This window comes from Streptomyces sp. JH34 (assembly GCF_029428875.1).
Classification (GTDB): domain Bacteria; phylum Actinomycetota; class Actinomycetes; order Streptomycetales; family Streptomycetaceae; genus Streptomyces.
Map to the genome: position 1 here is coordinate 1213401 of NZ_JAJSOO010000001.1, position 23709 is coordinate 1237109.

General features: G+C 71.0%; 25 protein-coding genes. 6 read left to right on the forward strand and 19 right to left on the reverse strand.

Annotation, left to right across the window (positions count from 1 at the left end; all coding sequences use genetic code 11):
• Positions 1-7: 7 nt before the first annotated feature.
• The 3 genes from LWJ43_RS05335 to LWJ43_RS05345 all read right to left on the reverse strand — a co-directional run bounded on the left by LWJ43_RS05335 (position 8) and on the right by LWJ43_RS05345 (position 2214).
• A complete protein-coding gene (locus tag LWJ43_RS05335; RefSeq protein WP_277331125.1) occupies positions 8-259 on the reverse strand; it encodes a phosphopantetheine-binding protein in 252 nt (83 codons plus the stop codon).
• A gap of 36 nt (positions 260-295) precedes the next feature.
• A complete protein-coding gene (locus LWJ43_RS05340) occupies positions 296-1231 on the reverse strand; it encodes an ACP S-malonyltransferase (RefSeq protein WP_277331126.1) in 936 nt (311 codons plus the stop codon).
• 65 nt (positions 1232-1296) lie between these two features.
• On the reverse strand, positions 1297-2214 hold the full coding sequence (locus LWJ43_RS05345) for a proline iminopeptidase-family hydrolase (RefSeq protein WP_277331127.1): 918 nt from the start codon (positions 2212-2214) through the stop codon (positions 1297-1299).
• 358 nt (positions 2215-2572) lie between these two features.
• Here LWJ43_RS05345 and LWJ43_RS05350 point away from each other — a divergent pair, with 358 nt between their 5' ends.
• The 4 genes from LWJ43_RS05350 (at position 2573) to LWJ43_RS05365 (ending at position 6732) form a co-directional block, all read left to right on the forward strand.
• On the forward strand, positions 2573-3805 hold the full coding sequence (locus LWJ43_RS05350) for a cytochrome P450 (RefSeq protein WP_277331128.1): 1233 nt from the start codon (positions 2573-2575) through the stop codon (positions 3803-3805).
• 55 nt (positions 3806-3860) lie between these two features.
• Positions 3861-5096, forward strand: coding sequence for a cytochrome P450 (locus LWJ43_RS05355; protein ID WP_277331129.1), 1236 nt, complete (start codon positions 3861-3863; stop codon positions 5094-5096).
• A 26-nt stretch (positions 5097-5122) separates the two neighbouring features.
• A complete protein-coding gene (locus tag LWJ43_RS05360) occupies positions 5123-5314 on the forward strand; it encodes a ferredoxin (protein WP_277335817.1) in 192 nt (63 codons plus the stop codon).
• An 89-nt stretch (positions 5315-5403) separates the two neighbouring features.
• Positions 5404-6732, forward strand: a complete 1329-nt coding sequence (locus LWJ43_RS05365; RefSeq protein ID WP_277331130.1) for a methylmalonyl-CoA mutase family protein — start codon at positions 5404-5406, stop codon at positions 6730-6732.
• Positions 6733-6795: 63 nt separating this feature from the next.
• On the opposite strand, the gene LWJ43_RS05370 is transcribed toward LWJ43_RS05365, so the two are convergent.
• The gene (locus tag LWJ43_RS05370) at positions 6796-7668 is read right to left on the reverse strand and encodes an SDR family oxidoreductase (RefSeq protein WP_277331131.1); all 873 of its coding nucleotides are present in this window, start codon (positions 7666-7668) and stop codon (positions 6796-6798) included.
• A gap of 170 nt (positions 7669-7838) precedes the next feature.
• Between LWJ43_RS05370 and LWJ43_RS05375 the strand changes: the two genes are divergently transcribed.
• Positions 7839-8585: a hypothetical protein gene (locus LWJ43_RS05375; protein WP_277331132.1), complete on the forward strand. Its 747-nt coding sequence runs from the start codon at positions 7839-7841 to the stop codon at positions 8583-8585.
• A 32-nt stretch (positions 8586-8617) separates the two neighbouring features.
• Here the strand turns inward: LWJ43_RS05375 and LWJ43_RS05380 are convergent, their stop codons facing one another.
• The 6 genes from LWJ43_RS05380 to LWJ43_RS05405 form a co-directional block, all read right to left on the reverse strand.
• On the reverse strand, positions 8618-9148 hold the full coding sequence (locus tag LWJ43_RS05380) for an SRPBCC family protein (RefSeq protein ID WP_277331133.1): 531 nt from the start codon (positions 9146-9148) through the stop codon (positions 8618-8620).
• Between the two features lie 441 nt (positions 9149-9589).
• Complete coding sequence (locus LWJ43_RS05385; RefSeq protein WP_277331134.1) at positions 9590-10462, reverse strand: amino acid ABC transporter permease; 873 nt, start codon at positions 10460-10462, stop codon at positions 9590-9592.
• Positions 10459-11103, reverse strand: a complete 645-nt coding sequence (locus LWJ43_RS05390) for an amino acid ABC transporter permease (RefSeq protein WP_277331135.1) — start codon at positions 11101-11103, stop codon at positions 10459-10461. Before LWJ43_RS05390 ends, LWJ43_RS05385 begins: the two co-directional genes overlap by 4 nt.
• Positions 11104-11119: 16 nt before the next feature.
• A complete protein-coding gene (locus tag LWJ43_RS05395; protein WP_277331136.1) occupies positions 11120-12034 on the reverse strand; it encodes a glutamate ABC transporter substrate-binding protein in 915 nt (304 codons plus the stop codon).
• A gap of 11 nt (positions 12035-12045) precedes the next feature.
• Complete coding sequence (locus LWJ43_RS05400; protein WP_277331137.1) at positions 12046-12789, reverse strand: amino acid ABC transporter ATP-binding protein; 744 nt, start codon at positions 12787-12789, stop codon at positions 12046-12048.
• A gap of 100 nt (positions 12790-12889) precedes the next feature.
• Entirely contained in the window at positions 12890-13351 is a 462-nt protein-coding gene (locus LWJ43_RS05405; RefSeq protein ID WP_277331138.1) for a DUF6278 family protein, read from the reverse strand.
• Between the two features lie 107 nt (positions 13352-13458).
• On the opposite strand from LWJ43_RS05405, the gene LWJ43_RS05410 reads away from it, so the two are divergent.
• Positions 13459-14238, forward strand: coding sequence for an SDR family NAD(P)-dependent oxidoreductase (locus LWJ43_RS05410; protein ID WP_277331139.1), 780 nt, complete (start codon positions 13459-13461; stop codon positions 14236-14238).
• Positions 14239-14414: 176 nt separating this feature from the next.
• Here LWJ43_RS05410 and LWJ43_RS05415 read toward each other — a convergent pair whose 3' ends face one another.
• The 9 genes from LWJ43_RS05415 to LWJ43_RS05455 all read right to left on the reverse strand — a co-directional run bounded on the left by LWJ43_RS05415 (position 14415) and on the right by LWJ43_RS05455 (position 23643).
• On the reverse strand, positions 14415-15194 hold the full coding sequence (locus LWJ43_RS05415) for an exodeoxyribonuclease III (RefSeq protein ID WP_277331140.1): 780 nt from the start codon (positions 15192-15194) through the stop codon (positions 14415-14417).
• A gap of 34 nt (positions 15195-15228) precedes the next feature.
• Positions 15229-15876: an MBL fold metallo-hydrolase gene (locus LWJ43_RS05420; RefSeq protein ID WP_277331141.1), complete on the reverse strand. Its 648-nt coding sequence runs from the start codon at positions 15874-15876 to the stop codon at positions 15229-15231.
• Positions 15877-15888: 12 nt separating this feature from the next.
• Complete coding sequence (gene pcaDC, locus LWJ43_RS05425; protein WP_277335818.1) at positions 15889-17355, reverse strand: bifunctional 3-oxoadipate enol-lactonase/4-carboxymuconolactone decarboxylase PcaDC; 1467 nt, start codon at positions 17353-17355, stop codon at positions 15889-15891.
• A 363-nt stretch (positions 17356-17718) separates the two neighbouring features.
• Positions 17719-18384: a hypothetical protein gene (locus LWJ43_RS05430; RefSeq protein ID WP_277331142.1), complete on the reverse strand. Its 666-nt coding sequence runs from the start codon at positions 18382-18384 to the stop codon at positions 17719-17721.
• A gap of 68 nt (positions 18385-18452) precedes the next feature.
• Positions 18453-19619: an ROK family glucokinase gene (locus tag LWJ43_RS05435; RefSeq protein ID WP_277331143.1), complete on the reverse strand. Its 1167-nt coding sequence runs from the start codon at positions 19617-19619 to the stop codon at positions 18453-18455.
• 132 nt (positions 19620-19751) lie between these two features.
• Positions 19752-20612, reverse strand: coding sequence for an ATP-binding cassette domain-containing protein (locus LWJ43_RS05440; RefSeq protein ID WP_277331144.1), 861 nt, complete (start codon positions 20610-20612; stop codon positions 19752-19754).
• Positions 20609-21658, reverse strand: coding sequence for an ABC transporter permease (locus LWJ43_RS05445; protein ID WP_277331145.1), 1050 nt, complete (start codon positions 21656-21658; stop codon positions 20609-20611). The genes LWJ43_RS05440 and LWJ43_RS05445 overlap by 4 nt, the downstream gene beginning before the upstream one ends.
• Positions 21655-22668, reverse strand: a complete 1014-nt coding sequence (locus tag LWJ43_RS05450) for a sugar ABC transporter substrate-binding protein (RefSeq protein WP_462100865.1) — start codon at positions 22666-22668, stop codon at positions 21655-21657. The genes LWJ43_RS05445 and LWJ43_RS05450 overlap by 4 nt, the downstream gene beginning before the upstream one ends.
• A gap of 213 nt (positions 22669-22881) precedes the next feature.
• Positions 22882-23643, reverse strand: a complete 762-nt coding sequence (locus tag LWJ43_RS05455) for a GntR family transcriptional regulator (protein WP_277331147.1) — start codon at positions 23641-23643, stop codon at positions 22882-22884.
• Positions 23644-23709: the final 66 nt, after the last annotated feature.

Below are 23709 nucleotides of genomic sequence, written 5' to 3' on the forward strand. Positions count from 1 at the left end.
CGTCCCGTCAGCTCGTGGTGCGCTGGAGCATGCCCTCGACGGTCTCCCACAGCGCGCCAGCGCTGCGGAAGGTGCCCATCGTCAGCGCGCTGTCACGGAAGCGCACCTGGTACGCGTCCTCCAGCGTGCCGAGCAGCTGGACCATGCCCAGCGAGTCCAGGCCGAGGTCCTTCAGCTCGTCGTCGGTGGTCAGCGGCTCCTGCGGGGGCAGGAACGGCAGGAAGGTGCGGAGTATCTGTTCGAACTGGTCGTCCCACATGGGCGTGCCTCCTGCGGATAGGGCGGATCGGACGGTTCAGGCGGCGTGTGTACGGCGCCGGGGGGTCATCGCCAGGCGTGGGTGCGCGGCCACGACCTCGAAGGTGCGGGTGGTGCGGGGCACCCGGCCGAAGAGGCTGTCGGGTCCGGCGACGCACACGCGCCGGACTCCGGCGTCCCGCAGCGCCGTGGTGACGCTCGGCCAGTTCATGGGGTGGTCGAAGCCGTCGAGCAGCATGGTGCGCAGTTCCGCGCCGGTGTGCAGCACCCTGCCGTCCTGGTCGGCGACGACCGGCAGGGAGGGGTCGGCGAAGGTGTAGCGCGAGACGACCTCGCGTTCCGCCTTGGCGCGCAGCGGCGCGAACACCGACGCGTGCATGGGTGGACGCATGGTGTAGAGGGGCAGGCTGCCGATGGAGCGCAGCCGCTCCCGCATCCACTCCACGCGGTGTTCGGCCAGGGAGACCATCCAGAAGCCGTCGTCGATGTGGCAGGAGATCTCGTGCCACTCCCCCGCCTCGTCCAGTTCGGCGAGGATCGGGTCCAGTTCCTCGCTCGGGGCACGGACGAAGGACAGGGTGACGATGTCCTTGTGGTGTTCGGCGAAGTACGACTCGAGGCACCGCGCGATCTCGGCGGTGAGCCGGACCGCGTCGGGCAGTTCGAGGGCGCCGGTGTAGGCGAGGGCCGCCTTCTCCCCGAAACTGGGGCCGGCCACGATGTCAGGGGTGACGTCCAGGTGCTCGGCCGCCCAGTACGCGCTGGCCAGGCAGTTCACGAAGAAGGCGACCTGGGCGGCCTCCGAGTAGTCGCCCTCGGAGCGGCGGAAGGCGTCCACCAGCGAGTAGCCGAGGGCGTCGTCGGCGACGGCGACCAGCTCCCGGGCCACGGGGTCGGCCACCATGAAGCGGCCCACGTCGGCGAAGGGGACGGGCCCCATGCCGGGGAACACGAGAGCGGTGTCGTACGCCATGGCGGTGTCCCCGCCTCCTCTCACAGTGGTCTGCGACGCCGGGGCCGGCGTCGTGGCGCGGCGTGTCACAGGCCGGCGAGGAAGTCGGTCAGCACCTCGAAGAACCGGTCGGGTTCCTCCAGGTGCGGCAGGTGGCTGGACTCCTCGAAGATCTCCTGGCGGGCCCCGGGGACACGGTCCACGTAGGGCTGGACGACAGCCGGGGTGGCTTCGTCGTGGCGCCCGCTCAGGATCAGCGTGGGCGTCCGGATGGTGTCCAGTTCGTCGACGATCGACCAGTCCTTCAGGGAGCCGATCACGTGGAACTCGGTCGGGCCGTTCATCGCGTAGTAGACCGTCGGGTCGTTGTAGATCTCCATGAAGGAGGAGAGGAAGTCGCGGGGCCACGGGGTGAGGCGGCACACGTGGCGGTCGTAGAAGACGCGCATCGCGGCCAGGTACTCCTCGGACTCGTACGTGCCGGCCGCCTCGTGGCGCACCAGGGTCTCCCGCACGTCCGGCGGCAGCGCGGCCCGCAGCCGCGCCATCTCCTGGAGCCAGATGGGGTAGGAGGCGGGCGCGTTGGCCACGACCAGACCGCGCAGGCCGGGGGGCCGGCCCATGGCGTGCCGCGCACACAGCGGACCGCCCCAGGACTGGCCGAACAGGATGTAGTCGTCGGCGATGCCCAGCTCCCGTACGAGGTTGCCGAGTTCGTCGAGGAACAGGTCGACCGTCCAGAAGTCCGGTGCGCTGTCGGGGAGACGGGTGGAGCCGCCGTTGCCCAGCTGGTCGTAGTGGACGACGGGCCAGCCGTCCTCGGCGAGGCGGGCGAGCGACAGCAGGTAGTCGTGGGTGCTGCCGGGGCCGCCGTGCACGACGACGACCGCGGGGCGTCCCGCCCCGAGTTCCCCGGTCACCCGGTACCAGGTCCGGTACTCCCCGAAGGGGACGGTGCCCTTGACGCCGGGTGCGAGACCCTGCGCACTGGGTTTCGGGGACACGCTGATCACCTCTAGTCGGCTGCGGAGTGCGACGGCCGTCCGGTCAGGAGATCCGGCCGGGACCGCGGAGCGTGAGATGCGGGGCGAACCGTGCTTCCGCCGTGGTCCGCAGCCGACGCTAACCGTCGCCCAGACGTTCGACGGACCCCTAACCGCCCCTAGTGGTACGGGGAGTGACGGGCGCCACGGCCGCACCCCTGAGGGGCCCCCGTCACTAGGGGCGCGTAGGGGTGGGCCGCCCCGGGCGCCGCTCCTTAGCGTGCGGGAAACGGCCGGCGGATCCCGCGCCGGCGCCGAGCCCGGCGCCCTCCCCCGGGCGGACGGCGCGGCCCGCTCCCTCCCGTGCGAAGAGGACACCATGACTGCACCTGCCGAAGCGGCCGACGAGGGCACCCTGCCGGAGTTCCCGATGCGCCGGGCCTGCCCCTTCAGTCCGCCGGCCGCCTACACCGAGCTGCGCGAGAACGAACCGGTCTCCCGGGCGAAGCTGAAGGTCAACGGCAAGCCGACCTGGCTGGTCACCCGCCACGACCTGTACAAGAAGCTGCTCGGCGACGCGCGGGTGAGCGCCAACCTGAAGCTCCCGGGCTACCCGCTCCAGGTGCCGGTGCCGGACGAGATCCTCCAGTCGGTCCCTCTCACCTTCCTGTCCATGGACCCGCCGGACCACACGGTGCAACGCCGCATGCTCGCACCGGAGTTCAGCGTGCGCCGCATGCGCGAGCTGCGCGCCCGGGTGCAGCAGCTCGTGGACGAGCAGATCGACGACATGCTGGCCAAGGGCTGCGACAGCCCGGTGGACCTCGTCACGGCCCTCGCGCTGCCGGTGCCGTCCCTGGTGATCTGCGAACTGCTCGGCGTCCCCTACGAGGACCACGCCCGGTTCGAGCAGTGGGCGTGGGCCATCATGAACCACGAGGTCAGCGACGAGGACCGGGGCATGGCCCACTACGAGCTCGACCGGTACGTCGACGGGCTGGTCACCGCGAAGGAGAGCGAGCCCGGCGACGACATGATCAGCCGGCTGATCGCGTTCAACCGGGAGACCCCCGCGGTGGAGCACTCGGACATCGCCAGCATGTCCAAGCTGATGCTGGTCACCGGCCACGAGACCACCGCGAACATGATCGCGCTGGGCGTCCTGGCCCTGCTGGAGCACCCGGACCAGCTCGCCGCCGTGCGCGAGGATCCCGGGCTGATGCCGCGCGCGGTGGAGGAGCTGCTGCGTCTGTTCTCCATCTCGGACGCCGGCACGGCGCGCGTGGCCATGGAGGACATCGAGCTGGGGGACGTCACCATCCGCGCCGGCGACGGCATCCTGCCGCTGAACAACGCCGCCAACCACGACGAGCAGGTCTTCCCCGACGCGGACCGGCTCGACGTGCGACGCGAGGCCCGCAGCCACGTGGCCTTCGGATACGGCGTCCACCAGTGCGTCGGCCAGAACCTGGCCCGGATGGAACTCGACGTCGTCTACTCCACGCTGCTGCGCCGGGTGCCGACGCTGCGCCTGGCCACGCCGGCCGACGAGCTGCGCTTCAAGGACGACGCCATCGTCTGGGGCCTGTACGAGCTGCCCGTCACCTGGTGACGCCGGACACCTCGATGAGCAACCCCTTCCCCACCGTTCCGTTCGAGAGGCAGCCATGACCCAGTCCGCAGAACCGGCCGACGGGACGGCGTCGCCGTATCCGCAGTTCCCGATGCGACGCACCTGCCCGTTCAGCGAGCCGGGCGAGTACGCCGGGCTGCGCGCGGACGAGCCCGTGTCGCGCGCCTCGCTCAAGGTCAACGGCAAGCCGACCTGGCTGGTCACCCGGCACGAGCACGTCAAGCAGGTGCTCGGCGACCCGCGTGTGAGCTCCAATCTGAAGCGTCCCGGCTACCCGCACCAGTTCCACATCTCCGAGGAGATGCTGGCCCATGTCCGGCTGATGATGCTGTCCATGGACCCGCCGGACCACACGGCTCAACGCCGGATGCTCATACCGGAGTTCACGGCGCGGCGGACGAAGGAGATGCGCCCGCGCATCCAGGAGATCGTCGACGAGCGCATCGACGCCATGCTGGCGGCGGGCGGCCCGGTGGACCTGGTCCAGGCCCTCGCCCTGCCGGTGCCGTCGCTGACCATCTGTGAACTGCTCGGGGTCCCCTACGGCGACCACGCCCAGTTCGAGGAGTGGTCGGCGGCCCTCATGAACCACGACCTGACCCCCGAGGAGTACGGGGCGGCGGTGCAGGCCCTGGACATGTACCTCGACAAACTGGTCACCCTCAAGGAGACCGAGCCGGGCGACGACCTGATCAGCCGGTTCCTGGAGAAGAACCGCACCGAGCAGGCCGCCGACCACGTCGACGTGGTGACCATGGCCCGGATGATGCTGGTGGGCGGCCACGAGACGACGGCCAACATGATCGCGCTCGGGGTGCTGGCGCTGCTGGAGCACCCGGAGCACATGGCCGAACTCCGGTCCGACGACACGTTGCTGCCGAACGCGATCGAGGAACTGCTCCGGGTCTTCTCCATCTCGGACTCGGGCACCGCCCGCGTCGCGGTCGAGGACATCGAGGTGGGCGGCGTCACCATCCGCGCCGGTGAGGGCATCCTCGCGCTCAACAACGCCGCCGACCACGACGAGACGGTCTTCGCCGACCCGGGCACCCTCGACTTCCACCGCAAGGAGGCGCGCAGTCATCTCGCCTTCGGGTACGGGATCCACCAGTGCATGGGCGCGAACCTGGCCCGCGCGGAGCTGGAGATCGTGTACAGCACCCTGCTGCGCCGCGTTCCGGGCCTCCGGCTGGCCGTGCCCGCGGAGGAACTGCGGTACAAGGACGACGCCATGGTCTACGGCGTCTACGAGCTGCCCGTCACCTGGTGACGGCCGATCCGATCGGAATGACTGCCATGCGTGTCACCACGGACCGCGACCGGTGTGTGGGCTCCGGCCAGTGCGCGATGCAGAGCCCCGAGGTCTTCGACCAGGACGACGACGGTCTCGTCGTCGTCCTCCAGGAGAAGCCGGGGGCGGAACTGCTGGAGGACGTCCACCGTGCGGCGGACCTGTGCCCGTCGCAGTCCATCCGCGTCACCGGCTGATCCGCAGCCCGCCTCGACGCCGTGGTGCCGTGCGCGACGACGGCCGGCACCACGGTGCGCACGACGACGACGACCGAGGACGTGAAGCCGTGGTGACGAACCGACCTCGTTCCGCCGGATCGGGCCCGCCCGTCGAGCCTGTCCACGCACCCGGCGCCCGGCCGGGCCGGCCGTGGCCGACGCGTCCGTACGCCGGTTCCGGCACCGCGCGGGAGGCCAACAGCCGGTACAAGCAGCTGATCGCGAACGGCACGACGGACCTGTCGGTGGCCTTCGACCTGCCCACCCGGGTGGGACGCGACTCGGACGCCCCCGTCGCCTCCGGCGAGGTCGGCAGGACCGGCGTGGCCGTCGACTCCATCGACGACATGCGCGTCCTCCTCGGCGGTATCCCGCTGGCCGAGGTCTCCACGTCGATGACGGTCGACGCCCCCGCCTCCCTGCTGCTCCTGCTCTACCAACTGGTCGCCGAGGAGCAGGGGGTCGGCGCCGGTCTGCTGACGGGCGGGAGCCGGAACGACGTGCTGCAGGAGTACATCGCGCGCGGGACGTGCATCTTCCCGCCGAAGCCTTCCCTGCGGCTGACCGCGGACGTCTTCACCTACTGCAGGGCCGAGATCCCGCGGTGGGACACGCTCGCGGTCTCCGGCCACCGCATGGCCGAGGCGGGCGCGTCGCCCGCACAGGAGATCGCGTTCACCCTGGCCGACGGCATCCAGTACGTGCGCGCGGCGGTCGCGGCAGGCGTGGACGTCGACGAATTCGCCCCGCGGCTCTCCTTCTCCTTCACGACCCGTACGGCACACCGGGGGGCCGCCGGACTCCGTGCCGCACGGCGGATCTGGGCCCGGGTGATGCGGGAGGAGTTCGGGGCGGGGAACCCCGGGTCCCTGGCGCCGCGGGCCCTGGCGTACGAGACGGACGGGACCGCGGCGGCCTCCTCCGGGTGCCGCGCCGCCGGGGGGACGACCGACGACATCGAGGCGGCGACGGTCGAACTGATGCGGAGGGTCGAGGACCTCGGCGGGGCCGTCGCGGCCATCGAACACGGCTACCAGGCAGGCGAGATAGACGCCCACGCACGCCGCGTCGCCCGGGAGACCGGCTCCGGCGTGCGGACCGCCGTCGCAGTGGACCGCCTCCGGCCCGGCGTGCCCGACGCGGCGGAGTCTCCCGAACCTCCCCGCGTCGCTCCCTCCGTCGAGGTCAGGCAGGCCGAACGCCTCGCCAAACTCCGCGCCTGGCGGGACCAGGACCGCGTGGACCGCCGCCTCGCCGGCGTGCAGAAGGCTGCGGCCGGGGACGACAACGTGCTGTACCCGATGAAGGACGCCCTGTCCGCCGGGGCGACCGTGGGCGAGGTCTGCGACGCCTTGCGCGAGATCTGGGGCACGCACACCCCCGGCGGACCCTGCTGAACCGCCCGCAGGCGGGCCGGGCCCCCGGGCCGGGTGGTTCTCACCGCACCGGCGCGGGACGCCTCACTCCGTGCCCGCTCCGGGCCGGGGGCCGACGAGGGACTGGGCCTGCTGCAGGAAGAGCGGCAGCCACTGCTCGTAGGAGGCGGTGCCCAGATACTCCAGCGCCGTCTCCGCGTCCTTGCCGACCGGCGTGTGCAGGGGTGTCCCGGGGTCGTCGACGGCGGCGAGCACCGCCTCGGCCACCTCGCCGCAGTCGCCGGCGCCCTCCTGGACCCGGGCGAGGAACCGCGCGGTCCACGCCCGGTCCGCGGTGTACGGGTCGGCCGCGGACAGTTGCGAGGGGGCGGCGTCCACGGGGCTGTCACGGTTGATGCGGGAGGCGAAGCTGCCGGGTTCGAGGCATACCACGCGGATCCCGAAGGGTCGCACCTCCGCGGACAGTGCCTCGCTGAGCGTGCCCAGGGCGGCCTTGCTGGCGGCGTAGAAGCCGCCGTGCGGCACGGCGAACGTACGGCCGGCCAGGGAGGAGACGTTGACGACGACGCCGCTGCCGCGGGCGCGCATGGTGGGCAGCACCGCGCGCACGGTGCGCAGCGGCCCCCAGAGGTTGGTCTCCAGCACCGCGCGCGCCTCGTCCTGCGGCATGGTCTCGACGGTCCCGGTGCGGTCGATACCGGCGTTGTTGACCAGCACGTCGATGGAACCGTGCCGTTCGAGCACCCCTGCGACGGCGGCGGCGACGGAGGCGTCGTCGGTGACATCGAGCCGGGGCACGTCCAGGGTGAGGTTCTCCGCCCGCGCGCGGCCGAGCAGTTCACCGGCGGTGGCGGGATCGCGTACGCAGGCGTGGACGCGGTCCCCCCTGCGGGCGAACGCGAGCGCGGTCTCCAGACCGATACCGCTGCTGCAGCCGGTGATGAGGACCGACGTCATGGTGTCTCGCCTGCTTTCGGGGCGTCGGATGACGGGATTCGCTCGGCAGCCTACGAACGCGCCTTCTCGGGCCGCAGCCCCTACGAACCCCTAGGGAGTCTCTGATTCGCACCCCCGCCGCCAGGACCGCCTCGGCCGCCCGTTCGAACGGACCGCTACCATGCCCGCTCATGAATGACGACGTACGCAACATCGTGCTCGGTCTCATAGCCGCCGGAATCAGCGCCGCCCTCGGGTGGCTCGCCCGGACGTACCTCTGGCGACGCAGACTCCGCCGCAAGCAGGCGTTCTTCGGGATGCCGGGGAACTCCGAGTGCCTGCTCGTCGTCAACCGCGACGCCGGCGGCGACGGCGCGGTCCACCGCCACGACGTCTTCGCCCTGCTCGAACTCTCGGCGCTCATCAAGGACTGCTCCGCCCACGCGCAGATCGTCTCCCACGACACGGCCCACCAGGGCTTCGGTGAACGGACGGAGTTCTGCGTCGGCGGGCCGGGGTCCAACCGCCGCATGGCCGCGCACCTGCAGTCGCTGCTGCCCGGGGTGAAGATCGACACCGGGCCCGAGCCGGGCCCCGACCGGGCGGCCTTCCAGGTCGGCTCGGAGCGCTACCGGCTGGAACCGGGGACGTCCGAACACGTACTGCTGGCACGGCTGACGGGCGGCCCGGACGCGCGTCCGGTCTTCCTGCTCTGCGGCCAGCGCGCCATCACCAACCAGGCCGCCTCGCGTTACCTGATCCGCAACCACGAGAAGCTGCGGCGCAAGCACCGGGGCAGCTCGTTCGTACTGCTCCTGAAGGTGGTCAACTCCCAGGCCTACGGCCCGGATGTGGTCGAGTTGGTCGGCGATGTGACACGGGCGGCGCAGGCACCGCTGCCCACCGCGCCCCGCACGTCCCACCGCGCCGCCGGCTGAGGCACCGCGGCCCGGTGCGGGGAGCGGCGCCCTCAGTCCCGCTGCTCCGCCGAGTCCTTGATGCCCTGGAGGGTCTCGTCCATGCCCTTGCCCAGCTCCCCGACGCGGAAGGCGATGATCGCCTCCTCCCTCTCCGGCGTGCGCTCGATGTGGGCGGTCACTCCGCTGGGACCGGGACCGATCGTGACCGACTGCCGCAGCACGACGCCGTCGGCGTCCGGGGCGAGAGTGAAGGACCAGGTCGCCATCCGGTGCTCAGGGTCCTCGGTCGGTGCGCCGTAGCGGCCGTCGACGTCGAGGACGCACCAGGTGAGGGTCCGGTCGGGATCGAACTCGGTGAAGTGGGCGACCGTCCGCCAACGGCCGTTCAGGGGGTGCTGGTTGTGCCCGACGTAACGGGCTCCCGTCGCCGGTGCGGTGGCACCGTCGCGCCATTCCACCTCCATCAGCTCGGGACTCCACCCGGTCATCGCCTCGACGTCGGTCAGCACCCTCCAGACACGCTCGGGGCTCGCGGAGATCCTGACCTCACGACGTGTTCCGGGCCCGTCGGCATAGCGCATGTCAACAACACTCCCCCGACGGCAACGGACGGGCGCCGCTACCGCGGGAGGAATCCTACGGTCGCCGTCCCGGACCGGCGACTGCGGCACACGGGCCCGCCCGCCGTCGTGTCCCGTGGCACAGGAAGAGCGGCCCCGTACCGTCCCTTCGGACGGTACGGGGCCGCTCGGCTCCGGCGGACCGCTCCGCGACCGCCCCCTCACTTCTCCACGGACCGGAAGCGGGACAACCGTCCCCCGTGGGCGGGGAGCCTGGCTCCGCGCCCACGGCGTGGCGGCCTCCAGACGTCGCTCCGTTCCCTTCGCCGGTCCTCGTCGCGTCCGCGGCGACCCGGCCGGCGCGCAGCTGACCTTCTCCTCGCCGGACGCGGGGCCGGGCATGTCCCGGTTCCGCGGTGCGGGGAGTGATCACCGGCTGCTGCCGGGCGGGTCCTCCGACGGCTAGCGGGGGCGGCCCGGCAGGAGCGTTCCCGGTTCGGCCGCCGCGACGCCCGTCCCCTCCGTCTTGGGATTGCGCCGCTCGCGCCTCGCCACCCAGGTGGCGAACCAGGAGAGCAACATACACATGCCGATGTAGATGGGCGAGATCACCATCACCACGGGGATGAACGGCAGATCGTAGTCGAGGTTCGACGCGATCAGCTTGCCCGCGTGGAGGAACTCCTCGTAGGTGATCAGATAGCCCAGCGAGGTGTCCTTGAGCGCCACGACCAGCTGGCTGATGATGGTGGGCAGCATCGCCCGGACGGCCTGCGGGGCGAGGACATGGGTGGTGACCTGGGTCTTGCGCATGCCGAGCGCGTACGCCGCCTCCCCCTGTCCTCGCTCGACGGAGTTGATCCCGGTACGGAACACCTCCGCGAGCACGGAACCGTTGTAGAGGGTCAGTCCGGCCACCAGTGCGGGCAGCGGCTGGACCTTGAGGGCGACGAAGATGAAGAAGATCATCACCAGGACGGGCATCGCTCTGAAGAACTCGACCAGGAGGGTCGAGATCCATCGCACCGGCTTGTGGGCGGACAGCCGCCCGACGGCGAGTACCGCCCCGAGCGCGAGCGAGAGCACCGCCGCGTAGGCGAAGGCCTTGAGCGTGTTGCCCAGGCCGCGGAGCAGCAGTTCCTGGATGCCCTTGTACGTGAAGGGATTCCACTTCGCGCTGGTGAACTGGTCGGTGTCGAACAGCAGATAGAGGATCCAGGCGAAGAGGCCGAGGATCACGGCGGTCGAGATGATTCCGTAGAGGAAGTGTCTCTTACGGGTGACGGGCCCCGGGATGTCGTAGAGCGCGGTCGCCGAGGCGGTGGCGTGGGTCATCGGGCGACTCCCCAGCGCTTCTCCAACACGTTGAAGAGCGCACTGATGGCGAGGGTGATGATCAGATATCCGACGGCGATCCAGACGAAGGTCCAGATGATGCTGTAGCCGAGTTCGTTGAGGGTCTTGTAGGTGCCGAGGAGCTCGGTGACGCTGAAGGCTCCGGCGATGGCCGAGTTCTTGGCGAGCGCGATGAGCGTCGAGCCCACCGGCGGGATGACCGAACGGAAGGCCTGCGGCAGCACCACGTTGCCCAGCGTCTGCCCGAAGGACATCCCGAGGCTGCGGGCGGCTTCGCCCTGCCCCGTGGGCACGGTGTTGATGCCGGAACGCAGGGCCTCGCAGATGAAGGCCGAGGTGTAGCAGCCGAGGGCGAGGACCGCGAAGACCTGGAAGGGCAGGACCAGACCGAAGCGCGGCAGGCCGAGCAGCACGGCGAAGAACAGCAGCGTCAGCGGGGTGTTGCGGAGCACCGTCACCCACGCGGTGCCGATCACCCGGAGCGCGCCGACGGGTGCGACCCGGAACGACGCCATGACGAACCCGAGCACGAGCGCCAGGATCGAGGCGTAGACGGTGAGTTCGACGGTGCCGAGGAAGCCCTTGCCGTAGAGCGACCAGTTCTCTGTCAGTACGTCCATGGTGGTGGCCCGCCCCTCAGTTCGCCGGGTAGCGGTCGATGGGCGGCGGTGTCGGCGCCGGCACCCCGGACAGGCCCAGGGTCGCTTCGAACGCCTTCTTCCAGTTGCCGTTCTTCTCGTTCGCCTCCAGTGCGTCGTCGAGCGCGAGGCGCAGCGCGTTGTCGCCGCGCGGGACACCGATGCCGTACGGCTCCTCGGAGAAGGGCTTGCCGACCACTTTCATCTCGTCCGGGGCCTTGGCCGCGAAGCCGAGCAGGATGGCGTCGTCGGTGGTGACGGCGTCCACCTGGAAGGTCAGCAGGTTGTCGACGCAGATCGAGTAGGTGTCGTAGGCGACCAGGTCCGCCTCGGGGTAGTCGGCGGCGATGCGCTGGTACGGCGTGGAACCGGCGGCCGAGCAGACCGTCCTGCCCGCCAGGTCCTGCGGGCCGTGGATGTCGTTCTCGTCGGTGCGCACCAGCAGTCCCTGGCCCGCCAGGTAGTACGGGCCGGCGAAGCCGACGAGCTTCTTGCGCATGTCGTTGATCGTGTAGGTGCCGACGTAGTAGTCGATCTGTCCGTTCTGGAGCGCCGTCTCACGGTTGGCGGAGGCGATGGTCCGGAAGCGGATCGTGTCCGGCTCGAAGCCGAGCGAGGCCGCCATCATGCGGGCGATCTCGATGTCGAAGCCGGAGTAGACACCGGTGGCCGGGTCCTTCTCGCCGAGGTACGGCTGGTCCTCCTTGGCACCCACGACGAGATAGCCGCGCTTCCTGGCCTTCTTCCACGTCTTCGACTGCGGCAGCTCGAAACCGGTGTCGACCTTGTACTGGGGCAGTTCGTCGGCTTTCGGCCCCTTGACCGGAGGGCTGCCCTCCCTGCCGCAGCCGACGGCCAGCGCGGTGATCAGGAGGCAGACCAGTACGGCCGCGATGTTCCTCGTACGCAACACGGTGCCCCCTGTCAGTGCTTGAGGATCTTGGACAGGAAGTCCTTGGCGCGGTCGCTCTCCGGGTTGGTGAAGAAGTCCTCCGGGGTGCGGTCCTCGATGACGCGCCCGTCGGACATGAAGACCACGCGGTTGGCGGCGGACCGGGCGAAGCCCATCTCGTGCGTGACGACCACCATGGTCATGCCCTCACGGGCGAGCTGCTGCATGACCTCGAGGACTTCGTTGATCATCTCCGGGTCGAGCGCCGAGGTGGGCTCGTCGAAGAGGAGGGCCTTGGGGTCCATGGCGAGGGCGCGGGCGATGGCGACGCGCTGCTGCTGGCCGCCGGAGAGCTGGGCGGGGAACTTGTCGGCCTGCGAGGCGAGCCCGACCCGCTCCAGGAGTTCCCGGGAGCGCTGGTCGGCCTCGTCCTTCTTGCGCTTGCGGACCTTCAGCTGGGCGAGGGAGACGTTGGCCAGCACGGTCTTGTGGGCGAAGAGGTTGAACGACTGGAAGACCATGCCCACTTCGGCCCGGAGCTCCGCGAGCCCCTTCCCCTCTTCGGGGAGCGGCTTCCCGTCGATGGCGATGTGGCCGGATTCGATCGTCTCGAGCCGGTTGATGGTCCGGCAGAGCGTTGATTTACCCGATCCGGAGGGGCCGATGACCACCACCACCTCCCCGCGGCCGACGGTGAGATTGATGTCCTGCAGTACGTGCAACTTCCCGAAGTACTTGTTGACGTCCCGCAGCTCGATCAACGGATCGACGGCCATACGCTGCCCTACCCACTTATCGCTTGTCGAGGTCAGCGCAAACTATCCGGGGCGGACATCCGGTTCGGGGCCGACACGCACCGGCCCCGCATAAGGCTGTTTATCGCGTTTTGGCCTCGGGGCCGCTCTCGGCGGACTCCGCGTACATCTCGGAGAGCTCGGGACTGCCGGACATCGCCCAGTCCAGACCGGCGGCCACGACGTCGATCTCACGCCCCGACGCCAGCCGCACCACCGGCTTCCCGCCGGCCAGGATGTCCCAGACGGCGCCGGGGACCGTCCGCACCAGGACGGTGCCGAGGTAGAGACCCGCGTCGTTGCCCACCCAGGGCAGCTCCTCCGGGTCGTCGCGCCAGATGGGCGGCAGTTGGTCGAGCGCCGACAACGAGCCCGGTGTGTCGTCGAGTTCGAGGCCGCACTGCCCGGCCCGGGCGCGCAGCAGCTCACACTCCGCGAACAGTTCCGCCACACCGTCCGGATCGGTCCTGACGGCGGCCGCGAGAGCCACCTCCCGCGTACCGCCCTGGCGCTTACGCCAGTTGTCCAGGAAAGGGATGTTCATACCACCAGGATCCCATCCCGGAGGCGTCGCGCATCGCAGGGCACGCGTCTGTTCCGGATCCGGGACCCACCCCGTACACGATCCGGCCATGTACGTAGGGTGAGGACATGACGCCGCAGAACTATCTCTCCGAACTCTTCTCCCTGGAGGGGCGGGTCGCCGTGGTGACCGGCGGCAGCTCCGGTATCGGCCGGGCCGTCACCGGAGCGCTCGCACACGCGGGTGCGAGCGTGGTGGTCGTGGCACGCAGGGAGGCGGAACTGGCGCGGACCGTCGGCGAACTCGACGCCGAAGGCTGCAGTGCCGCCTGGGTGAGCGCCGATCTGGCGACCCCGGAGGGCGTGCGTGCGGCCGGCGAGGAGTCCGCGGCGGCGTTCGGCGAGCCCGACATCCTCGTCAACTGCGCGGGGATCAACCTGCGGCCGCCGATGGACGAGCTCGACGAGGACGTCTGGGACACCACGATGACGGTGAACCTCAAGGCGCCCTATCTGCTGGGCCGGCGGTTCGGACCTGGCATGGCGGAGCGCGGCTACGGCCGGATCATCCACATCACCTCGCAGCAGGCACACCGGGCGTTCGTGCGGAGCGGTGCGTACGGAGTCTCCAAGGGAGCCCTGGAGTCGCTGGCCCGTTCACAGGCCGAGGCGTGGTCGCCGCACGGCGTCACCTGCAACACGCTGGTCCCCGGTTTCGTGATGACGCCTCTCAACGAGCAGCTGTCGTCGGACCCGGAGCGGGTGGCGGCCCTGGCGGCCCGCACCATGGTGGGCCGCAACGGCCTGGCCGAGGACTTCGCGGGCGCGGCGGTGTTCCTCGCGAGTGCGGCCTCCGGTTACGTGACGGGGCAGTCGGTCTTCGTCGACGGCGGCTTCTCCGTGCACTGAGCGCGGACACCGCTCCGGCGCGGGCGGGATCGGCGGCGTGCGGGCCCGGGCGTTCCGGGACGGCTGCGCACCGCCGCGGCCGCCGTCGTCGGACGCCCGGCGGGCGATGCGCCGCTGTCCTCAGCCATGTGTTCCCGCCGACCCAGGGTCGACGTCGCGCCGGGCCGGTCCGGCCCTCAGACCTCGAGGTCCACGACCACCGGGGCGTGGTCGGAGGCTCCCTTGCCCTTGCGCTCCTCGCGGTCGACGTAACTGTCCTTGACCGCCGCCGCGAAGGGGGCGTTGCCGTAGACGAGGTCGATCCGCATGCCCCTGTTCTTCGGGAAGGCGAGCTGGCGGTAGTCCCAGTAGGAGTAGGGGCGGTCGTACTTGAGCGGGCGCGGCACCACGTCGGAGAGGCCCGTCCCGCGCAGCGCCGTGAGCGCGTCCCGCTCGGCCGGGGTGACGTGCGTGGCCCCCTCGAAGACGGCCGGGTCCCAGACGTCCTCGTCGGTGGGCGCGATGTTGTAGTCGCCGAGGACGGCGAACGGCAGCGCCCCCGCCGCGTCCGCGGCGACGGCCTCCCGCAGCGCCTCGAGCCAGCGCAGCTTGTAGGCGTAGTGCTCGTGGGCGACCTCGCGGCCGTTGGGGACGTAGACGGACCAGACACGGGCGCCGCCGCAGGTCGCCGAGATCGCCCTCGGCTCCTGCACCCCCTCGTACCCGGGGCCGCCGGGGAGGCCCGTCACGACGTCCGCGAGGCCGACGCGGGAGAGCACCGCGACGCCGTTCCACCGGCCTGTGGCGTTGACCGCGGACTCGTAACCCGCCTCCCGCAGCGCTTCCGCGGGGAACTGCTCCAGCGTGCACTTGGTCTCCTGGATGCACAGCACGTCGGTGCCGCTGCTCTCCAGCCAGGCCAGGAGCCTCGGCAGCCGGGCGGTGATCGAATTGACGTTCCAGGTGGCGATGCGCATGCAGCAAACCTAGCCGCTCCCACTGACAGCGGGGTCAGAGGCGGGTCGCCTCACCCGGGGTCAGCCGGCTGTGGTCCGCCCCGCCCAGGGCACCGATCTGCATGTCGTAGACCGGTCGTGCGAGGTCGGTGAGCAGGGCGTCGTGGATGTCGATCGCACGGCGCGGCTTCACCTCGCGCACGTAGTCGATGACCTCGGAGATCTTGTTCCAGGGGGCCATGACCGGGAGCATCAGCGTGTCCACCGGGTGGTCGGGCACCGTCAGGGCGTCGCCCGGGTGGAAGACCGAACCGTCCACGAGGAACCCGATGTTGGTGACCCGCGGGATGTCCGGGTGGATCACCGCGTGCAGTTCGCCGTGGACCTGCACGTCGAGTCCGGCGGCGGTGAACGTGTCACCGTGGCCGACCGTGTGCACCCGCCCCGGGAAGGCGGCGGACACCTGCTCGGCCACGCTGCGCAGGGTCCACACCTGCGCGGCGGGGTTCGACTCCAGCGCGGCGCGCAGGCGCGCCTCGTTGAAGTGGTCGGGGTGTTCGTGCGTCACCAGGATCGCGTCGGCACCGACCGCGGCGTCGTCCTCGGTGAATCCGCCGGGATCGATGACGAGCGACTGCCCGTTCCGCTCCAGGCGGACGCAGGAGTGGGTCTTCTTGACGAGGGTGAGAGACGAGGCGTTCATACCACCATCCTGCTACGCCGGCGGGGTGGTTTCCTCCTGGATCACGGACTGCGCGATCTCGAACGCCGCACCTGCCGCCGGGATGCCGCAGTAGACGGCGGTCTGGAGCAGCACCTCCTTGATCTCGACGGGTGTCAGTCCGTTGCGCAGGGCCGCCCTGACGTGCTGGGCGAGGCCGCCCAGGTGTCCGGACGCGACGACCGCGGTGAGCGCGACGCAGCTGCGGGCCTTGCGGTCGAGGCCCTCCCGGCTCCAGATCTCACCCCAGGCGTAGCGGGTGAGGAGCTCCTGGAAGTCGTCGGTGAAGCCGTCGGAGGCGGCTGTCGCGCCGTCCACATGGGCGTCGCCCAGCACCTCACGGCGGACCTTCATCCCCTGGTCGTACCGGTCGTTGCGTCCTGTCGGGGAGACGTCCGGCAGGTCGGCCGCGGCGGAGATCTCCGCGACGGGGACGACCGGGGCGAACGGGGCGGAGAAGCCGGGGGACGGCGGAACCGGGATCGACGCCTGGGTGTCCTGCCAGGCGGTCGAGAAGTGCATGAGCAGCAGGTCGGTGACGGCGGCCGGCTGTTCGACCGGCGCCAGGTGGGAGGCGCTCGGGACGAGAGCGAGCCGGGCGTCCGGGATGCCCGCGACCAGGGTCCGGGCCTCGGCGGGTCCGGTGACCTTGTCCTCCGCGCCGACCAGGACGAGCGTCGGGACCCCGATGCGCGGGAGTTCCGTACGGATGTCGAAGGCGGCCAGGGCCTCGCAGGAGGCGATGTAGCAGCCGGGGTCGGTGGTGCGGACCATCTGGACGGCCCACTCGACGATGGCGGGCTGGGCGGCGGCGAATCCGGGGGTGAACCAGCGCTCCGGGGAGGTCCGGGCGATCGGCTCGAGGCCGTTGCTGCGGACGATCACCCCGCGCTGACGGAATTCGTCGGCGGTCCCGAAGCGCGGCGACGCGGCGACGAGCGCCAGCGCGGCCACCCGGTGGGGGTGGCGGAGCGCGAGGTCCGCTCCGACGGCACCGCCGATGGAGCAGCCCGCGTAACCGAAGCGCTGGACACCGACGCTGTCCAGCGTGGCGAGGAGGCGGTCGGCGAGGTCGGTGACCGCCGCCGCGGGGTACGCGGGGGCTCCGCCGTGCCCGGGCAGGTCGTAGCGGAAGATGCGCCAGTGCTGGGACAGCTCGGGTATCTGGCGGTCCCACATGTGCCAGGTGGTGCCGAGGGAAGGGCCGATCACCAGGACCGGGGCGTCCTCCGGCCCGTCGAAGCGGTACTGGAGCAGCCGCCCGGGCTGCGGGGCCTGCGCACCCTGCCGCCCGGGACCCGCCTGCGCGGGCCCCTGCGGGGCCGGTCCGCCGGAATCCTGGGGCTGGTGCGGGACCTGCGGCTGCGTGTACCGGGGGCCGGGTGCCGGCTGCTCGGCCTGCGACACCGGCGGCTGGGTGTACTGCGGGCCCGGGGCCTGCCGCGCGTGCGCCGGGGACATCGGCTGGGAGTACTGCGGCCCTGGGACCTGCTGCCCGGCCTGCGGCACCGGCTGCGGGACCTGCGGCTGCGCGTACCGCGGGCCCGGCGCCTGCGCCTGAGGCGCGGAGAAGGGCTGCGAGAGCTGGGCGGACCCCTCCTGCGGGAGCCGGGGCACCGCCTGCGGCGGCGGGCCGGCCGCCGGGCCGGGTGCCTGCGCGTACGGCTGCCCCGGCACGGGCTGGGGCTCCGGGGGCAGCTGCCGGATCACCTCGCCCTGCAGGGGCTCGGGGTTGGCCGTGTGCGGGGGCCGGACGGGCTGCGGGGTCGTGTCGCTCACTTCACTCACTCGCTCCAGGGTAATCAGCCACCCGCCCGCTCCCGGTCAGGGGGTCGACGCGGAGACCACGTAGACGACCGGCGCGGCAGGATCGGTCATGTTGACGGTGATGCTCTGGGTGGGGCGCGGATCCTTGTTCTTGTGGACCGTCCCCGACCAGTCGACGCCCGGCCCGAAGAGCCATCCGGTGATCTTGACGTCCCGTTCGCCGATCGTCACCTTGCCCGTCTCCAGCGCGGCGCGGCCGGTGCCGACACCGCTCAGGAAACGGTCGAGCCCGGCGGATGTCGTACGGAACTTCACGTACATCCGGCTGGCCTTCCAGTTGTTCGTCTCGTAGTACTGGACCCCGACCGCGTTTCCCGGCACGGGCAGCTCGAAGATGCGGCGCTGCATGCCGGACGGCCAGTCCTCGCGCAGTCCCCGGGCGGAGGCCTCGGCCTCCTTGTCCTTGCCCGAGCGGCGGCTCTGCCCGGCCGAGATGACCAGGTAGCCGGCCGGGATGCCGATCAGCAGGACGATGATGGTCAGCGTGATGAGGCGGCGCCGCACCACCCTGCGCCGGTCCTGCGGAGGCGTCCCGTCGCCGTCCCCGGAGCCTGAGGGAGCCGGGGAACCCGAAGAGCCGGACGAGCCGGAAGACCCGGAGGATCCGGCGGAGCCGGACGAAGGAGGCTGGCGCGGCACGATGTGGTGCTCGGCTGCGGTCATGGTCGGTGATCCCTCGAGAGCTGCGGTACGGAGCGGGTGGCCGGGTGTCGCGGCGTGCGGCACCCGGATCAGTCGGCGCTACGGGTTCCGCGCGTGTTCCGGATGGTGGTGGCGGCCTGGTCGTAGAACTGCGCGTACCGCTCGTAGCGCTCGACCCTGCGGCGGTTGGTCCGCCGGAACCTCCGGGCGACCAGACGGGCGAGGTCGGCGGCGCCGACCATACCCGCCTCGGGGCCGAGCTGCGCCTTCGCGATCCTGGCCTCGGGGCGGTAGCCGCGGCCCGTGAGGTGCCGCTTGAAGGCGTCCCTGGCGGGGCCGATCAGCAGGTCGTCGGCCGCGCTGACACCGCCGCCGATGACGAAGCAGGACGGGTCCAGCGCCGCCGCGAGATTGGCGATGCCGACGCCCAGCCACTGTCCGATGTCCTGGAGGAGCTCGACGCACATGGCGTCGCCCTCGCGGGCCAGCTCGGTGATGAGCGGCCCGGTGATCTCGGGGATGTTGCCCTTGACCCGCTCGATGATGCCGTGGGCCACCGGGGAGTCCGCCGCGGCCAGTTCCCTGGCCTCGCGCACGAGGGCGTTGCCCGAGCTGTACTGCTCCCAGCAGCCTCGGTTGCCGCACGGGCAGCGGTGTCCGCCGGGCACCACCTGCATGTGGCCGAACTCACCCGCGACGCCGTACTTGCCGCGCTTGACGTGCCCGTCCTCCAGGATCGCGCCGCCGATGCCGGTGCCCAGCGTGATCATGACCAGGTGGTCCTCGCCACGGCCGGCTCCGAAGCGCCACTCCGCCCAGGCGGCTGTGTTGGCGTCGTTGTCGACCATGACCGGGACCACCAGCCGGGACGCGATGGCGTCGCGGAGGGGCTCGTCGCGCCAGGCCAGGTGCGGGGCGAACAGCACCTTGGAGCGGTCCGCGTCCACCCAGCCCGCCGCGCCGATGCCGACGGCGTGCACGTCGTGCCGGTCGGAGAGGTCCAGGACCAGCTCGACGATGGTGTCCTCGACGACCTTCGGGCTCTTCGACTTGTCCGGCGTCTCGGTGCGCAGGGTCTCCAGGATGTTGCCGTCGGCGTCCACCACGCCGGCCATCACCTTGGTGCCCCCGATGTCGATGCCGACGGTGGGGACCCTGGGCGCCGTGAGGTGTGAGCGCCGCTCCCTGGTGCCGACGGTCCGCAGGACGGTGGCGCGGGCGGAGCCGCGGTGTGTGAAGTCGCGGTACGTGCTCATCGTCCCTGCGCAGGTCGGGGGGCCGGTCGGTGGTCCGTCCGGCGGCGGACGGCGTCCGCCGCCCACGATTCTGCCATTCCCGCGCCCCCGGGACCGGTCTCCGGGTGGGGGCGAGGGGGTGCGGAACGTCGTCTACGGGGTGTCGTCACCGGCCGGACGGCCGCCGAGGTGGTCGGGTGACGGGGCTCGCTCCAGCTCGTGGCTGAGCTCTTCGAGCTCGCTCCCACCGGCCATCTGCCGGGTCAGTTCGTCCAGTGTGACGTCGTCCTTCGTGTGGCTCCCGGACATCGCGCCACGCTTGAGCAGCACGAACCGGTCACCGACGAGATAGGCGTGGTGGGGGTTGTGCGTGATGAGTACCACGCCGAGTCCCGCGTCCCTGGCCGCCGCGACGTACTTCAGCACGACCCCGGACTGCTTGACGCCGAGCGCCGCGGTCGGCTCGTCGAGGACGAGCACCTTGGCACCGAAGTACACCGCCCGGGCGATGGCCACGCACTGGCGCTCACCACCCGACAGGGTGCCGATCGGCTGGTCGACGTCACGCAGGTCGATGCCCATCCGCAGCAGCTCCGCGCGGGTCGTCTCACGCATCCGCCGCACGTCGAGCCGCTTGAACGGGCCCGCGCCCTTCGTGGGCTCGGAGCCGAGGAAGAAGTTGCGCCAGACCGGCATGAGCGGGACGACCGCGAGGTCCTGGTAGACGGTCGCGATGCCACGGTCCAGGGCGTCGCGGGGGTTGGCGAGCGTGGTCTCCTCGCCCTCGATCCGGAACGTACCGGCGTCGTGCCGGTGCAGCCCCGCGATGATTTTGATCAGGGTGGACTTTCCCGCGCCGTTGTCGCCCAGGACACAGGAGATCTCCCCCGCGTGGACCTCCAGCGAGACGTTCTCCAGGGCCTTGATGTTGCCGTAGTACTTGCTGACGTCGTCGAGCTCGACGAGCGCCGCGCCGGCCGGTTCCCGGGTGGCCGGGGCCTGGGTGGCCGTCATTTCGTCGCCTCCGCGCGCTTGCGTACCCATGCGTTGAGCAGGGTGGCCAGGAGCAGCATCGCTCCCAGGAAGAACTTGAACCAGTCGGGGTTCCACTCCGCGTACACGATGCCCTTGCTGGTCATGCCGAAGATGATCGCGCCGACGGCGGACCCGATCGCGGAGCCGTAGCCGCCGGTGATCAGACAGCCGCCGATGACGGCCGCGATGATGTAGATCAGCTCGTTGCCGACGCCCTCGCCGGACTGCACCACGTCGTAGGAGAACAGCAGGTGCTGGCCGGAGACCCAGGCGGCGAAGGCCACACCGAGGTAGAGCCCGATCCGTGTGCGGATCACCGGGACGCCGACGGCGCGCGCCGCGTCCGCCTCCCCGCCGACGGCGAAGATCCAGTTGCCGAAACGGGTGCGGATCAGGATCCAGGTGGCGATCGCGACGAGCGCGGCCCACCACAGGATGGTGACCTTCAGTTCGACGTCGCCGATGGTGAGGTGGGACGCGAAGACCTTGCGGGCGGACTCGAAGCCCTCCATGTTCCCGATGGTCTTGGTCGACACGGTGCCGCTGATCAGCTTGGTGAAGCCGAGGTTCAGCCCGGTCAGCATCAGGAACGTGCCGAGCGTGATGATGAAGCTCGGGAGCTTGGTGCGGGTCAACATGAAGCCGTTGAACGCGCCGAAGCCGAGGGTGACCAGCAGCGACACGAAGACGCCCACCCAGACGTTGGCGGTCATCTGGTAGCTGAACATCGAGGAGATCAGCGCGGAGCTGGTCACCATCACACCGGCGGAGAGGTCGAACTCCCCGCCGATCATCAGGAGCGCCACCGGGGCCGCCATGATCCCGATGGTGGAGGCGGCGTAGAGCACCGTGCCGAGGCTCGAGGCCTGGAGGAAGCTGTCCGCGACGATCGCGAAGAAGAGGAAGACGGCCACGGCACCGACGACCGAGCCGAGCTCGGGCCGGCCGAGCAGCTTGCGCAGCGGGGAGGTGCGCAGCAGGCGTTCGTCGGTGTGCGGTGCCGCCGGTTGCCCGGTCGCGGTCATCGGGTCCCCCGGTCGGTGTACTCCGCCAGCGCGTCGGCGTCGTCGCGGGTGATGACCTGGGGTCCGGTCAGGACGGGCAGGCCGCCGCCGAGCACGTTCCGGTTGTAGCGGTAGAGCCAGAGCAGGTCGACGGCCTCGTAGCCCTGGAGGTAGGGCTGCTGGTCGACCGCGAAGCCGAGGGTCTTGTCCTGCAGTCCGGTGGCGACGCTCGCGTTGAGGTCGAAGGTGTCGATCTCGGCCTTGCTCCCCGCGGTCTTCTTCGCCTTGACGGCGGCGGCGGCGAAGGGCGCGCCGAGGGTGACGACCGCGTCGATGCTCTTGTCCGAGTCGAGCTTGGCCTCGATGGACGCCTGGACGTCGGGCATGTTGGTGCCGTCGACGTAGAGGTTCTGCATGGTTCCGTCGAAGGTCTTCTTCGCCCCGGCGCAGCGCTGCTCGTGGCCGACGTTGCCCTGCTCGTGCAGGACGCAGAGCACCTTCTCGCGCTTGCGCGTGTTCAGCTCGTCGCCGACGGCCTCGCCCGCGATGGACTCGTCCTGGCCGATGTGGGTGAGGGCGCCGAAGGCCTTGGACTCGGCGGAGCCGGAGTTCACGGTGATGACGGGGATGCCCGCCTTGACGGCCTTGGCCACGACGGTCTTCATCGAGTCGGGCTTGGCCAGCGAGACGATCAGGCCGTCGACCTTCTTGTCGATCGCGGTCTGGACGAGTTCGGCCTGCTGCTGGCCCTCGTCGTTGTGCGAGTACAGGAAGTTGATGTTGTCCTTCCGGGCCGCCTGCTTGGCCCCCTTCTGGACGATGTCCCAGAAGGTGTCGCCATCACCTGAGTGGGTGACCATGGCGAACGTCCAGCGGGGCGTGTTCACCGCGGACCGGCCCTCGGCGGCCTGCTGGGCGGCGCGTTCCTCCGCCCGCTTGCCGCCCGTGCTGCTGCATCCCGCGAGGGAAGCCGCCAGTACCGCTGCCAGCACGGCGCCCATCGCGCGTACCCCTGTCCGAACCCTTGCCACGACGCCGTGCCCTTCTAGTGCTGCTCGCTGTGCTGCCTGGTGGTGCCGGGAGAGGAGAGGACTCGCCGCCCGGCGGGCCAAGTATCCCCGAGCCCGGACCGGCACGGCCCGGCAGGGGCGCGGGCGGCGCCCTCCCGCCGTTCTAGCGACCTAGCATGACCGCGTCAATGCTCTTGTCCGAACATACCGACCGGAGGGTGCGGGGGCGGGACTTCAGGGCCGGGCCAGCAGCTGGAACTCGAAGGCGTACCGCGAGGCCCGGTAGACGTGGGAGCCGAGTTCGACCGCCCGGCCGCCGTCGTCGAAGGTGGTGCGTTCCATCGTGAGCAGCGGCGCCCCGGCGGGCTCCGCGAGCAGTTCGCCCTCCTCGGCGGTGGCTGCGCGGGCCCCCACGGTCTGCCGGGCACTGTGCAGGGTGATCCCCGAGGCGCGCATCATCCGGTACAGGCCGGTCGACTCCAGCCGCTCGGTGCCGAGGTCGAGCAGTCGCGGCGGAAGGTGGTTGCGCAGGAGGGCCACGGGCTCGCCGTGCGCGTACCGCACCCGCTCGACGAGGTGGACGTCGACGCCCTCCTCGACCCCGAGCGCGGCGGCGACCTCGGGCGTCGCGGGCTCGACCGTGTTGCGCAGGACCCGGGTCGCCGGGCTCCGGCCGGCCGTCTCCAGGTCGTCGTAGAGGCTGCTCAGTTCGAGCGGGCGCTTGATGCGGCTGTGCACCACCTGGGTGCCGACGCCGCGCCGGCGCACCATGAGGCCCTTGTCGACGAGCGACTGGATGGCCTGGCGGACGGTGGGCCGGGACAGTCCGAGCCGCGCGGCGAGCTCCAGTTCGTTGCCGAGGAGGCTGCCCGGCGCGAGGCGCCCCTGGTCGATGGCCGCCTCCAGCTGCTGGGCCAGCTGGTGGTAGAGCGGGACGGGACTGGTGCGGTCCACGCCCAGCCCGAGGGCGGCGGAGTCGGCGGCGGGTTTGGGCACGGCAGGGAGCGTACCCCGCGCCGTCGGGGCGCACCCTTCTATTTGTCAGGACATATAGTTGACAGT